The sequence below is a fragment of the Verrucomicrobiota bacterium genome (assembly GCA_027622555.1).
GTDB lineage: Bacteria > Verrucomicrobiota > Verrucomicrobiia > Opitutales > UBA2995 > UBA2995.
Genome location: JAQBYJ010000062.1, coordinates 1 through 12,867, shown reverse-complemented (window position 1 = coordinate 12,867; position 12,867 = coordinate 1). Strand labels below are relative to the sequence as shown.

General features: G+C 42.8%; 12 protein-coding genes. 2 read left to right on the top strand and 10 right to left on the bottom strand.

Going from position 1 to position 12,867, the window contains the following annotated elements; genetic code table 11:
- Positions 1-286: 286 nt before the first annotated feature.
- The 6 genes from rph to uppS are packed head-to-tail and all read right to left on the bottom strand — an operon-like array spanning position 287 to position 7,384.
- Positions 287-1,027: a ribonuclease PH gene (rph, locus tag O3C43_15690; protein ID MDA1067934.1), complete on the bottom strand. Its 741-nt coding sequence runs from the start codon at positions 1,025-1,027 to the stop codon at positions 287-289.
- Positions 1,028-1,073: 46 nt separating this feature from the next.
- On the bottom strand, positions 1,074-3,125 hold the full coding sequence (gene ispG / locus O3C43_15685) for a (E)-4-hydroxy-3-methylbut-2-enyl-diphosphate synthase (protein MDA1067933.1): 2,052 nt from the start codon (positions 3,123-3,125) through the stop codon (positions 1,074-1,076).
- Entirely contained in the window at positions 3,122-4,588 is a 1,467-nt protein-coding gene (gene rseP, locus O3C43_15680; protein ID MDA1067932.1) for an RIP metalloprotease RseP, read from the bottom strand. The genes ispG and rseP overlap by 4 nt, the downstream gene beginning before the upstream one ends.
- The gene (locus tag O3C43_15675; protein MDA1067931.1) at positions 4,588-5,760 is read right to left on the bottom strand and encodes a 1-deoxy-D-xylulose-5-phosphate reductoisomerase; all 1,173 of its coding nucleotides are present in this window, start codon (positions 5,758-5,760) and stop codon (positions 4,588-4,590) included. Before O3C43_15675 ends, rseP begins: the two co-directional genes overlap by 1 nt.
- Entirely contained in the window at positions 5,757-6,602 is an 846-nt protein-coding gene (locus O3C43_15670) for a phosphatidate cytidylyltransferase (protein MDA1067930.1), read from the bottom strand. The genes O3C43_15675 and O3C43_15670 overlap by 4 nt, the downstream gene beginning before the upstream one ends.
- Positions 6,603-6,613: 11 nt before the next feature.
- Positions 6,614-7,384 (bottom strand): polyprenyl diphosphate synthase, encoded by a 771-nt coding sequence (gene uppS / locus O3C43_15665; GenBank protein MDA1067929.1) that lies wholly within the window; start codon positions 7,382-7,384, stop codon positions 6,614-6,616.
- Between the two features lie 186 nt (positions 7,385-7,570).
- Between uppS and O3C43_15660 the strand changes: the two genes are divergently transcribed.
- Complete coding sequence (locus O3C43_15660) at positions 7,571-7,846, top strand: SelT/SelW/SelH family protein (GenBank protein MDA1067928.1); 276 nt, start codon at positions 7,571-7,573, stop codon at positions 7,844-7,846.
- Between the two features lie 6 nt (positions 7,847-7,852).
- On the opposite strand, the gene metA is transcribed toward O3C43_15660, so the two are convergent.
- The 4 genes from metA to upp form a co-directional block, all read right to left on the bottom strand.
- Positions 7,853-8,770 carry a homoserine O-succinyltransferase gene (gene metA / locus O3C43_15655; protein MDA1067927.1) on the bottom strand — a complete coding sequence of 306 codons (918 nt, stop codon included), beginning with the start codon at positions 8,768-8,770 and terminating at the stop codon, positions 7,853-7,855.
- A gap of 188 nt (positions 8,771-8,958) precedes the next feature.
- Complete coding sequence (locus tag O3C43_15650) at positions 8,959-9,678, bottom strand: energy transducer TonB (protein MDA1067926.1); 720 nt, start codon at positions 9,676-9,678, stop codon at positions 8,959-8,961.
- Between the two features lie 179 nt (positions 9,679-9,857).
- Positions 9,858-11,384 (bottom strand): SIS domain-containing protein, encoded by a 1,527-nt coding sequence (locus tag O3C43_15645; GenBank protein ID MDA1067925.1) that lies wholly within the window; start codon positions 11,382-11,384, stop codon positions 9,858-9,860.
- Positions 11,385-11,428: 44 nt separating this feature from the next.
- On the bottom strand, positions 11,429-12,046 hold the full coding sequence (upp, locus tag O3C43_15640) for a uracil phosphoribosyltransferase (protein MDA1067924.1): 618 nt from the start codon (positions 12,044-12,046) through the stop codon (positions 11,429-11,431).
- A gap of 153 nt (positions 12,047-12,199) precedes the next feature.
- Here upp and O3C43_15635 point away from each other — a divergent pair, with 153 nt between their 5' ends.
- Positions 12,200-12,586, top strand: coding sequence for a response regulator (locus tag O3C43_15635; GenBank protein ID MDA1067923.1), 387 nt, complete (start codon positions 12,200-12,202; stop codon positions 12,584-12,586).
- Positions 12,587-12,867 lie beyond the last annotated feature (281 nt).

Sequence of the window (12,867 nt, the reverse complement as noted above, 5' to 3'; positions counted from 1 at the left end):
AAAATATGGTTTAAAGTATCAAAAAAGCAATAATAATGCACTTAATTAGCATTATGTAATTCTCATTTTTTTATCTTTTATATCTTATTGTTAACAAGTTCTTTACGGCTAGGCAGATATTATTGGCACGAACGAAGCTAATTAAAATATGAAAACAGAAATGTTTTCTCGACCCAAGCTGACTGCATGGCTCAGAGATGGCGGGTAAGGAATCATGAGGGGGTTCTTTCCCGCCTTTTTTTGTACGTAGATATCGACGTTTGATCTCCGTGTGCAACAAAATCTCTTAAATCAGAGCTTTATCTTGAATCTTAGAAATTTTCACACATCCCAATCCTGCTAGCTCCAACATGCTATCGAGTTGTGATCGAGTAAATACCGCTTCTTCACCTGTTCCTTGTACTTCGACAAAGTTTCCACTTCCCGTGATGACCACGTTAAAATCTACGGACGCATCTTTGTCTTCAGGGTAATTTAAATCCAATATTTCCTTATCTTTATAGATTCCGACAGAAATTGCTGCGATTGAATCTGTAAATGGGTCCTCGGTAATCAGTCCCTGATCAATTAGTTTTGCAAATGCAAGTTTGCTAGCGACGTAAGCTCCTGTAATCGAGGCCGTTCTTGTTCCACCATCTGCTTGTAAAACATCGCAATCAATCCATAAAGTTCTTTCCCCTAATTTCTGTAAATCTATAACGGCCCTCAGCGACCTACCGATCAATCTCTGTATTTCTACGGTTCGACCATCTTGTTTGCCTCTAGAAATATCACGTGATTTCCTGTCCAGAGTCGAGTAGGGAAGCATCGAATATTCTGCTGTGGTCCAACCTCCTTTTACGCCTTGAGATTTCATCCATCTTGGAATTCCTTCCTCAATGGTTGCAGCACAAATTACTTTTGTATTTCCAAAAGAACATAAAACAGACCCTGTTGCGTGAGGGGCAAAATTTTTAATAAAAGTTATTTCCCTTAATTCGTCGATTTTGCGACCGTCCGGCCTTTCGAATGTATCGTTTCTCTCCATTTCTATAAGGAATGGTTTGATTTAGAAAGAAGCGAGAAATTAATGGTTAAGCTTTGGTTCGAACCATAGGCTCTTTTGGTATAGCCCACTTACCTTCTTTTTTGATCAAATCAATTAGGCGGCTCACTGCTTCCGATTCTTTGACGTGATATTCAACGCAATCTTTCCCTACGTAAAGATTCACTTTTCCTGGTGCTCCTCCAACGTAACCAAAATCGGCATCTGCCATCTCGCCAGGACCGTTAACAATGCACCCCATTACAGCAATTTTAACACCTTTTAAATGCTCTGTTGCTTTTCTAATAGTTTGAGTTGTTTTCTGTAAATCAAATAGAGTCCGTCCGCAACTAGGGCAAGCTACGTACTCAGTTTTTGATATTCTTGCACCTGCTCCTTGCAAGACATTGTAGGCTAAGGATAAGGCATTCTCTTGGTTTTCAACGCACTCAATGCTCAGTATATCACCAAAACCATCAGAAAGGAGGCTTCCGGCAAGCAACGAAGCTTCTAGAAGGTCATTTAAAAATCCTGGGGTTTGTTGAATATAGGATTTCTTATTAACTCGCAGCCAGACAGGGAATTTTAGTCCCAAGGAATTTTGTATCGAAATTAAAAGTCTGTAATCGCCGATCGGATGAGAGTTTGTATTTTTTGATTGAGTGAAAAGAATAATGGGTGGGAGCTCCTTTTCTATAAACGATGACGCGTTTTTGGCTAAATCTTCGGCGGATATGCCAATAGCCAAAGAAGCATTTTTTTCTATGGCCCATGATACCCATCTTTGTAGTCCAGTTGTCCCGATTAGTGGCCATTCGATAGCAAAGATCACAGATTTAAACAAATTTATCAATTTGTTAAAGGGACGTGGATCTTCACTTAAGTTGTTACCTAATTCGGCAATTAGTGGTATTTTTTGCGAATCGAAATTTTTATAAGCACTTGTAAGCTCATCAATATCCTGAATCCCATTGAGCTCAATTACCCAACCTTCGACGGGTGTGTCGATTTTAGATGGATTTGAGGTCAATGAAGAGAGCTGATCGACAGAACTTATAATGTCCGTTTGCGCCCTGTTCTTCAAGAATACTATTGGCGGGAGAGTGGATGATATTTTTATTCTTTGATTTAGATCGATTTTCTCTACCTCTCTTCTTGTGAATGTAAAAGGGTCTACGGTCTCGTCCATTTGTAACTCAGCTGAGCTTTTTTGACTCCACAAATATGTGGCTTTCTTGGCTAATGCTTGCGCAACCGGGATCTCGTAAACAGGATCTTCTGTTAGAGAGACTCTTATGGTGTCTCCTAGTCCGTCAATCAGTAGACTGCCTATTCCAATTGCGCTTTTTATTCTCCCATCTTCACCATCTCCTGCTTCCGTTACTCCAAGGTGTAGAGGGTATTGCATGTTTTCTTCGGCCATTTTTGCAACCGCAAGTCGGTATGCTTGAATCATTACCTTGGGGTTACTGGCCTTCATTGAAAGTATGATATCGTAAAAGTTATGTGCCTCAGCGATTCTTATAAATTCCAATGCCGATTCAACCATGCCAAGCGGAGAATCCCCAAATCGATTCATTATTCTATCTGAGAGCGACCCATGATTTGTTCCAATTCGAATGGATCTTCCTAGTATCTTACATCGCTTAACGAGAGGGGAAAAAGATTCATGGAGTCGTTCGAGTTCCTGTCTGTATTCATCATCAGAATACTCGATAATTTGGAATTTTTTCTTATCTGCATAGTTGCCTGGATTGACCCGAACTTTTTCGACATGTTCAACGGCCTCCATTGCAGCTGAAGGCAAGAAATGGATATCTGCAACTAAGGGGACGTCGATCTTGTCATTTTTAAGCCGCTTTGAAATTACCGCCAATGCCTTCGCTGCATTTACATTGGGTGCGGTTATTCGAACGATTTCGCACCCAGCTTCAACAAGTGCTCGTGTTTGCCTAACGGTAGCCTCTATATCCGTAGTCAATGTGGTCGTCATTGACTGGATACGGATTGGATTTAAATCACCAACTCCAACATTTCCTACTTTGACCTCTCGGGTGATTCTCCTTTTGGAGACTAGTCTGGAGGCGCAATATGCCTTCATGGTTCTATCTTAGAATCTTCGCTTGGATTTGTTGATTCCAGAGTTGGTTGAAATTGGTCCACTTCAGCCGCCTTATCCTGGCTATTTTCTAGGAGAATTCTTTTTCCATCGAAGAACGTGACATAGAGCATTAATGAAAGAAGAACTATCATAAATGCGCCTTGCATACTCATCATTAAATTTTGAGGTAATGCCCGGCCACGGATTTTTTCAATAGTTGCAAAAACAATATGTCCTCCGTCAAGAACAGGGATCGGAAGAAGATTCAAAATCGCCAGATTGATATTAATTATTACTACTACCCAAAAAACCATTCTTATGTCCCATTTGGCCGATTGATATATGATTCTGCCCATTCCGACTGGGCCACTTAGATGTCGAATGCCTAGATCAGATTTTGGATTCACCAACTTTTCTAAAGTTTCAAAAGTTTCAACAACCACCGATTTGAACAGAACCAATGGCGGTTCTTTTAGGTATTTTTTCCCCATATACCACTCAACGCCGATGAGAGGCGATTTATCCCCAGCTTCATTAATAATAGCGATCTTCGGTTCAATGATTTTGGTAAGTTTCTCCTTACCTCTGGATATGATAAATGTGATTTCTTTGCCAGGACTTTGCTTTATGTATTGAGCTACTTGTTCTGTTGAATGAATGGTCTGACCATCCATTAGCATCAGCTGATCACCAGCTAAAAGACCAGCGTCTTCGGCCGGAAACCCTTCTTTGACAAATCCAACAATGGCAGGAATATCTGGGAATTTAGGGGAAATTCCTACAGTTCTTATTTGTTCTTGCCCCGCAATGATCGGGAGAACCTTGAACTCTAGCAATTTGCCGTTCCGTTCGATTGAAAATAGTGAGAGTGGTTTATCATCTGAAGTTCTTTTGGAACCCATGATGATACGTTTTTCGATGGTTTCCCATTTTGAAACTGATTTACCGTCGATTGCCCTTACTATATCTCCTTTTTTCAATCCGGCTTGGAATGCTGGGCTCGGGACGATAGTATCTTCCGAAATTGCCAGTGTTTCAGGAATTGCCCCAAGTTCCGTTATATTGTTGTACATGGAAACAGGTCTTCCTCCCATAAAATAGAGAACTGAGCCCAGGAATAGTGCGAAAATCACGTTGCAAATTGCCCCTGCTGTGAGAACAATTACTTTCGATGTCCATGAAACTTCCTTTGCCTCGCTAGGTTCTGCTTCACCTTCAATAATTTCCATGTGTCCAAGCTGGGGTAGGGCGACATATCCCCCAATGGGCAATGCTGCTACGATGTATTCCACGCCACCTCTCGTCCATGAAAACAACTTTGGTCCAAATCCTATCGAAAACCGTGTTACTTTGAGTCCACGCCATCTTGCTGTAAGAAAGTGTCCCAATTCGTGAACGAATATTGATGCACCGAAGAAAAAAATAACCAGGACGATGGCTTTAAAGTTGGAAAAAATTTCCATTAGTTAGAAAGGGATTTTATAAGTTGTGAGGCGTTTTGGCGTGCTTGAAGATCGATTTCTAGGACCTCCTCCAATGAATGAGGTTCTCTAAATTGTGTTATTTCGAGAGTTTTTTCTATAATTACCGGAATTTGGATAAATCCAATCTGATTTTTCAAAAATGCCTCTACGCTTATTTCATTTGCTGCATTGTAAATAGCCGGTCCGACTCCGCCTACTTTGAGTGCTTCGTAGGCAAGGCGAAGGCATGGGTATCGCATCATATCTGGGGGCGATAGATCGAGGTTTATTGCTTCCGAAAAATTTAGACTTGGTTCCGTTTTTTCAAATCTTTCTGGGTAGAGCAAAGCATGTTGGATCGCAAATGTCATGGATGGAGGGCTTAATTGTGCGAGTATGGAGCCGTCTATAAATTCCACCAGAGAGTGAATAATACTCGTTGGGTGAATCACGACTTTAATGTTTTCTGCGGGCGTTCCAAACAGCCAATGGGCTTCAATAATCTCGAGGCCTTTATTTGCCATAGTCGCCGAATCTACAGTAATCTTTCTTCCCATGGACCAATTGGGGTGACGTGTAGCCTCCTCAGGGGTTATTGAATCAAATGTATCTAGTGGTCTATCTCTGAAAATTCCACCTGAAGCCGTTAAAATAATGTTCTTGATTGATTGGTGGGATTCACCGTTCAGGCACTGAAATATGGCGTTATGTTCGCTGTCTATCGGTAACAATTTTACTTTGGCTTTTTTTACGGCCTCTGTGAAAAACTTTCCAGCCATCACAAGGATCTCTTTGCTTGCTAGGGCTAGGTCCTTTCCTTTTTCAACGGCTGCCAGGGCTGGCTTCAATCCCAATGTGCCAACTACAGCTACCAGAACGATATCGGCTTCATCCAGGCTGGCCAATTTTATCAGGCCTTCCATTCCCATTTCTAGCTGTGTGCTAGGGAATAGGTTTTTTGCTAAAGCTGTTGAGTGAACTTTCTCATCGTAAATTGCCGCATAGGGGACTTCAAATTCGTTGCAGATGTCAGCCAACTTTTTAGATGATCGATCGCAAGCTACTCCTACTAATTGGAATTTCTCTTTATGTTTCCTCAGTACCGCCAGAGTATTATCTCCAATCGAACCTGTTGCTCCAAGGATGACTAACTTCTTGGGAGTTAAGCTCATAGGGGAGCAAAAAATGACATAAGTATGAACGCGACCGGCGCGCTCAAGAGTAAACTATCCATCAAATCGAATGCTCCGCCGATGCCGGGTATACTTTTACCGCTGTCCTTGACTTCGGCTTGACGCTTGATCACGGACTCAATCAAGTCTGAAAACGCTGCCATTGACGCAATAGGAATCGCGCAAAGTGCGGCCACCCAAGGGTGAAAGTTTCCTGGAAAATAATCTGGAAGAAAATACACCGACAAAAAACCCAAAACGGTCGAAGTGAATACGCCGCCTGCAAAACCTTCCCACGTTTTCCCGGGACTGATTTTAGGAGCGAATTTATGTTTTCCCAGCCAACTGCCGAAAAGTAATCCCCCCACATCAGAGAACTTCCCCACCAAAACCACCCAGCATCCAACTGCAATACCAACAGATTCGTTTGGGAATAACTGGGCTATCCGAATATAAAACGTCATCATAAATGGTATCAGAAGAATGCCTATGAAGGTTCCGCCAATCCGCTGAAAATTATCTCTAATTTCCCGGGTTCGTATTCCAACTAGGGCGCATACTGTGAATCCAATGGCTAGAATGGTCACATCGTCGACAATTCCTCCGGTATATTCGTGCAAAAGATCCTCATAGTAAGTTACGAGGGGGAGGCATCCTCCGATCACAAGTCCATAAATTCGGTATGCTTTCCAACCCAGCTTTTTAGCCATGTTGTAAATTTCATTCTGAGCGATTATGGAAAGAGCTGAAATTAACCAAACCACAGCAGTTAATTGGCCGATAAAAATAATGCCTAAAAGCAGGCTCCAAAGTAGGATGGTACTGATTATTCGTTTTCCCACTGCTTAGGAGTTTAGGAGTTGTTGGTATTTAAAGGTTGGGACTGTTCTTCTCTAATTTGTTCACCAGTCCTACCAAAACGACGTTCTCGATTCTGATAATTTACCAGTGCTTCCTCAAACAGATCCGGTCCGAAGTCTGGCCAACATACTGGAGTAAAGTAGTATTCTGAATAGGCGCTTTGCATCAGGAGGAAATTACTTAGTCGATGTTCCCCGGAAGTCCTTATAACAAGTTCAGGATCCGGAAATTCAGCCGTATCCAGGTAGTTCGAAAACGTATTCCAGTCTAAGTCGTTGTCGTCTTCAGTTCCTAGCCTTACAGCTTGGGTGTATCGCTTTACCGCATCGACTACCTCATTTCGGGCCCCGTAGTTTAGGGCCAAGATTAGATGGTTTTCGTCAAAATGGGCGGTGTCTGTTTTTACCTCGTTCAATAATTCACGAACGGTGGTTGGCAGATCGTTTACGTGACCTATGGTGTGCAGACGAATTCGTTGTTCCAGCAGCTGTTTTTTCTGCTTCATTAAAAACGACTCAAGGAGATTCATTAGTGCATCTACTTCGTTTTTGGGTCGTTGCCAATTTTCAGCAGAAAATGCGTACAGGGTTAGGTAACGAATGCCTAACTGGCCTGCCTTCTCTACAATTTTTTCGACATTTTGCACACCTTGGCTATGGCCTTCATTCCTAGGAAGTCCCCGCTTATTTGCCCACCTGCCATTGCCATCCATGATGATAGCCACATGTTTTATCGTTGGGTGCTTATTGATAGAAGAATTCAAAATCAAAAAATATAGATTTGAAGAGGATTGTAGCCTTGGCGGTGATCCTGCTTAGGTAAATGAAAATCACCGGTATATGGGCAAACTTTGCACTGAAATCAACTGGAATGCGGAAAGTAGCGAAAATGATTGGAGATAAGGGTTTTTTGATTCAAGTGGCTCCCTTGTTAAAGTATATCTCATGTTATGAAAAACCAAATACGGATCGAATATTGCAGCGAATGTAGGTTTGTGCTACGCGCAGGCTGGTTGGCCCAGGAGTTACTATTTACCTTTGGTCGAGATTTGGGCGAGGTCGCGTTAGTCCCTGGATTGGGAGGTGTATTTATCGTGAGTTTGAACGGAGAACCAATTTTTGATCGGAAAGAAGTCGGCCGTTTCCCGGAATCCAAAGAATTAAAGCAATTAGTGAGAGATCGGATCGATCCCACTCGTAACCTCGGTCACAGTGACAAGCTGTGAGGTGTTTCAACCAATTTTGTTGAAATCGAAAGGTGTGGACTGATACACGTAATAGTTAAGCCAATTGTTATACAGCAGGTATGAATGGGCACGCCAACTCAGTACCGGCTGTTTACTTGGATCATTGTCGGGGAAATAGTTCTCGGGCACCTCAATTGGCAGGTTTTTGTTAACATCCCGGTCGTATTCATTCTTTAGAGAGTCGGCCTCATACTCCGAATGGTTGAAAACGAATAAGCGACGCGTTGATTTATCCCTTACAATATAAAGACCCGAATCTTTGGATTCAGAGAGGATTTCAAGTTTTTCTTCTTTTTCGATGTCCTCCTTAAACACCTCCGTATGACGACTCACCGGAACCAGGAATTCATCGTCAAATCCCCTGAGAAGGATTGAATCAGATTTTAATTTTTTATGGGTAAATACACCGAATTTTTTACTCGGTAATTCATGTTTTTCTATTCCATAAAAGTGATGCAATGCAGCCTGTGCGCCCCAGCAAATGAAGAAACACGACCACACATGGGTGCGGCTCCAATCCAGGATTTGTTTTAGTTCATCCCAATAGGCAACTTCTTCCCAAGGCAATAACTCAATCGGCGCACCTGTTACAATTAAGCCATCGAACTTTAGGTGCTTTATTTCGTCCCAGGTTTTGTAGAAATTGATCAAATGCTCTTTGCTGGTATTCTTGGATGTATAGGACGCCGTTGTTAGGAGAGTAATGTTAATCTGAATAGGAGTATTCCCCAGCAGACGCATGAGCTGAGTTTCCGTGTCGATCTTATTGGGCATTAGGTTCAATACCACAACTTCAAGGGGACGGATATCCTGGCTCATGGCTCTATGTTCGGACATCACGAATATGTTTTCAGCTTTCAGTCTTTGCTTTGCTGGAAGGTCGTCTGGGATTTTTATGGGCATCGGGAAACTAAAAAGATTCTGGTATAAGAATTGATCGGACCGTGCGGAAGCAATATTTTAGTATGCTAACCTATAAAACAACAAAAGGCAGACCTTGAAGGGTCTGCCTTTTGTTTGGGTTTGCCCGAATTCGGGCATAACGCTCTCTGGATGGTCGGATTGGAAGTTTGTTAGCTTAAATGGGATATTTATTCGTCAGAATCCAGCTGAGCCAAGGCGGCATTATCCTCCCGTTGAGGGTTAACCGAAATAGAAGTAGCGGCCGCATTTTGGACCTGGTTATCCTTATATTTTGTGTTTTTCCCAAAAACAAAAGGTTGGATCTGTTTAGAACTCACTGAACGGCCATTGCGTTTGGCTGGCTCATATTTCCAATTTCGGATAGCTTTCAAAACTGGCAAATTCAATCGTTGGTCACTGGAGTAAAGCATTTTAACCCGGGTGACGAATCCTGCAGAATCAACAGAAACCGCTACTCCAACTTCGCCTTCAATATCCTGTAGCTTTTTCGCAAGCTCGGGCTTTGGGCTATAAAGAGGGATGGCTTTTTCGTCTACGGGTGTTAAAAAGGAAGATCCAAAAGTCAGCGGTTGAACAATTTTACTGGCCACTGGTTTTCCGTTCCTAAAGGCAGGCTCGAATTCCCATTGTCTAACAGCTTTCAACGTCGGTTTCTCAAGATCAGGATGAGAAGAGTGTTTGACTATGGCATTGGTAACATCTCCTTTGGCGTTAATTTCTATGACCACACTAACGTAGGCATCGGAGGAAATGATATGACCGAAAAAGCTCGGGCTGGGCGTGTTAATTGGGCGCGGGCTGATGTCCAGGTTTTCTGCTGAGACCAGGATATTTCCAAGTATCAGCGTAAGGCCGAATATCATTGTTGTTATTTTTGCTGAGTTCATCGAAATGAATGGGTTTACGGATGAAAGAATCGAAAGCATCCCATTAAATAGTTATTCGCCTCCAGTTAACCGACGAAGTAGTCGCATTTTTAGCAAACCTCTTACACAAGCCCTGCAGACCAGTTCGAGCTATTCTCCGCTTCGTAAATTACCTTTGAAGGGTGGTCTGTGACCTTATGTTACTTTAATGAATCGAGAATTCGCAACACCGCTGGCTCGTCTTGCTGCAGCTTGTCTTTTAATTCAAACAGGACTTCCGCGACTTTTTCGTAAGTCGGGGTCTGTTTGGAGCGGTATTCAGATAGGAGTTGTACATAGCGTATGGTTCTATCTATGAGTTTGAAATTTGAGGCTCTGACGTAAGTCATCAGGTTACTTTCAAAGCGGTCAAGTCGACCCATGATCAGAGTCGAATGGATATTCAACACCTGTTTAAGGATTAAATTTTGGTCGAAAAAAGGAAGGTGCTTTATATTTACGGACCATTTGTAGCCCCGGAAACTTAGTTCAAGCTGGTCCTTGTTAGCATCTACATCAAAGAGATATTGATTCGAGCCTTTGTTGTTTTCCAATCGTTTTTGTAGACAGCTACCATCGATATAGAAACCAAGAATGTAATTGTAGCCAGTGAATGAACTGATTCCTTCCCATTCAAGGCATCGGGGAGGTCTCTTCAGAACGTGCTCCCACGCTTGCTGAACATTTCCAGTATCTGGCACGGTAAGGTAGCACCAACCGGTTGTGTCTACAGCTTGTTGTTCATTTTCAAACGGAGGTAAGCTGAAAGTGGGAGATCTTTCAGTTGTATCGGTTAACACGGTAACCCCGTACTCCCTGGTACGGTAAATGACGTAATCCCCTTTTTTATAGGTATCCGCTTCCGCTTCCGTTATTTTGTCGAGTCCTTCTAAATCGATGGCGTTCCAGGTATCATAAAAACGTCGGTACCGTTTAGAAAGCAGAACCGCGTCTCCTCCGGTTTCTATTGCCCAACCGATACTTGCCATAAGGACGGTGCTCGCTTGCATCCGTGTGCTGCCTGACAATCCCATAGGGCCAACTGCCAGGCATTGGGATTGGATCTTAGGGTCTTCCAGTATGCGTCTTGAGCGTTCGACAAAACGCTTAAGCTGAGTGTCTGGATTGCAGTAAAGGAACCACGGTCTTCTCTCTGATATTTCACTGGCGGCCTCTGTTGCACCAATTACGAACGGGGTTTCTCCTCCTTCAGTTGAGCCAATTAACAGATCACCGTTTTTAAACCCTAACTCTTTCAATTGCCGCTTACCGTACTCGGGTCGGTCTTCGAAATTTTCTATCGACTTGATTAAAGCAACATCTCCGCCTGCCATAAATCCGATAAACCGATTTTTATTATCAATCGAGCTTAGTCCTTCCCGGCAAAAAATCTCGAGAGCGATCGAGAGTCTTCCAGTGGCTCCGCATCCGCAAAGATATATTTTGCCTCCCTCTACCAAGGTTTCCTTGATATCTGCACCCAGTTTTGCAATTGCAGGCAAATAGGACTCAAGCCTTGAAAGTGCTTCGATGTCCACTCGCTTAAGATTTTCAATAGCTAAAGATAAGTCTTCTTTGGCTTCTTTTGAAAGCTTTTGGGTAAGAGGGTGAGTTTTCTCCGTATCCAGAGAACCTAGCTTAAATTGGTCCGCTATGTTGAGGTAGGCTTCACAAGCTTCGCTTCTCATTAATCTCTTTTCCTGAATATGAGATTTTTATAGGTTGAAAGTGATCAAGTATTGTAGAGTCGATCACCAAAATCTCCCAAACCAGGCAGAATATATTTTTGACTGCTCAATTCTCTATCCAAAGAAGCGGTGTGTATGTTTATTTCCGGATGCTTTCCCTCCACTGCTTTTATCCCTTCAGGTGCAGAAATAATACTAATTACAGTGATTTCCGCTGCGCCTTCTTCGATGCATACATCGATTGCCTTTAAGGTGGAACCGCCGGTAGCCAGCATCGGATCAACGATAAATGCCTTTCGTCCCTTTAATGAAGGGATGTTGCGATAGTAGCTGCGGCTGATCGCTGTCTTTTCATCTCTTTCCAAACCGATATAACCAACGACGGCTTGTGGCAAAATATCCAATGTGGGCTCAACCATGGATATGCCGGCTCGAATGATGGGGACAATCGTCAGCTTATCCGCCAATTTACATCCTTCCGTATCTTCCATCGGGGTAGATACCGTCTTTAATTCCGTATTGAGAGATCTTGAAGCCTCGATCACCAGCATCTGGGTGATCCTTTTACAGGCTGTCCGGAATGCATCGCTCGATGTTTCTTTATTTCTTAACTGAGTGATGAGTATTCGAGCTAAAGGGTGGTCGATAATGTGAAGTGGCATTTTGGTAATGTAAGTTGCTTTCTCGTCCAAGCACGACCGTAAAATATCTGATAAAGGTCAACGATTTCCAGGTAATAGTTTTCTTGGTGTATTGATCATTGTTCAACTGACGTGATCAACTCGCATCCTAGTAATATTTCGCATCAATCTTAAATGAGTTTCCAATCTATCTACCTTGTAGAAGACAATCAGGATAATTCTGACCTGTTTTGTGCATTTTTATCCGATCGATATAATATCACTTGTTTTAGAACCGGATTAGAGCTGCTTACTCATCTGGGTGCTGGAGTTCAACGTCTGCCTGATCTATTTGTTCTTGATATAAGTTTGCCCGGCATGGACGGGGTGAGCCTCATGAAGCGAATACGTGGGGATTATCTTTACAGAGATATCCCGGTTTTAGCCCTTACCGCTCATGCTATGGCTGACGATAAACGTCGTCTGATCCAAGCCGGTTTTGATTGGTATCTCTGCAAACCCATTATGGAAGAAGAACTGTACCATGTTATTGATGGGCTCATCACCAAGTCTCTGACATGAAAATTAAACTCAAGCGGCTAATCTTTCCTGTGTGGGGATACTCACTTGGGATCCTCGTTTTTGTATTATTGGTGAGATTTGGTTTTATTTCGACTGAACTTATAGGAATCAGTGTTTCCTCTTTGGAGGTCGTCCTTATCCTCTATGCATTGGTCCTAGGCTTAGTCCAGGTTTCGCGGCAAAGCCATAGACTCCCCTTTGTTTCTGAATTAGCGTCCTAAAAAGAAGACTTGATTACACTACAAAGATGCTGGTTGATGGCCCTGGCGGAAGGAGCCCGA

Excerpts from the sequence above, each read along its gene's own strand:
- O3C43_15645 (MDA1067925.1), bottom strand. The coding sequence starts at position 11,384 with ATGAGAAGCGAAGCTTGTGAAGCCTACCTCAACATAGCGGACCAATTT.
- rph (MDA1067934.1), bottom strand. The coding sequence starts at position 1,027 with ATGGAGAGAAACGATACATTCGAAAGGCCGGACGGTCGCAAAATCGAC.
- ispG (MDA1067933.1), bottom strand. The coding sequence starts at position 3,125 with ATGAAGGCATATTGCGCCTCCAGACTAGTCTCCAAAAGGAGAATCACC.
- O3C43_15635 (MDA1067923.1), top strand. The coding sequence starts at position 12,200 with ATGAGTTTCCAATCTATCTACCTTGTAGAAGACAATCAGGATAATTCT.
- rseP (MDA1067932.1), bottom strand. The coding sequence starts at position 4,588 with ATGGAAATTTTTTCCAACTTTAAAGCCATCGTCCTGGTTATTTTTTTC.
- metA (MDA1067927.1), bottom strand. The coding sequence starts at position 8,770 with ATGCCCATAAAAATCCCAGACGACCTTCCAGCAAAGCAAAGACTGAAA.
- upp (MDA1067924.1), bottom strand. The coding sequence starts at position 12,046 with ATGCCACTTCACATTATCGACCACCCTTTAGCTCGAATACTCATCACT.
- O3C43_15660 (MDA1067928.1), top strand. The coding sequence starts at position 7,571 with ATGAAAAACCAAATACGGATCGAATATTGCAGCGAATGTAGGTTTGTG.
- O3C43_15675 (MDA1067931.1), bottom strand. The coding sequence starts at position 5,760 with ATGAGCTTAACTCCCAAGAAGTTAGTCATCCTTGGAGCAACAGGTTCG.
- O3C43_15650 (MDA1067926.1), bottom strand. The coding sequence starts at position 9,678 with ATGAACTCAGCAAAAATAACAACAATGATATTCGGCCTTACGCTGATA.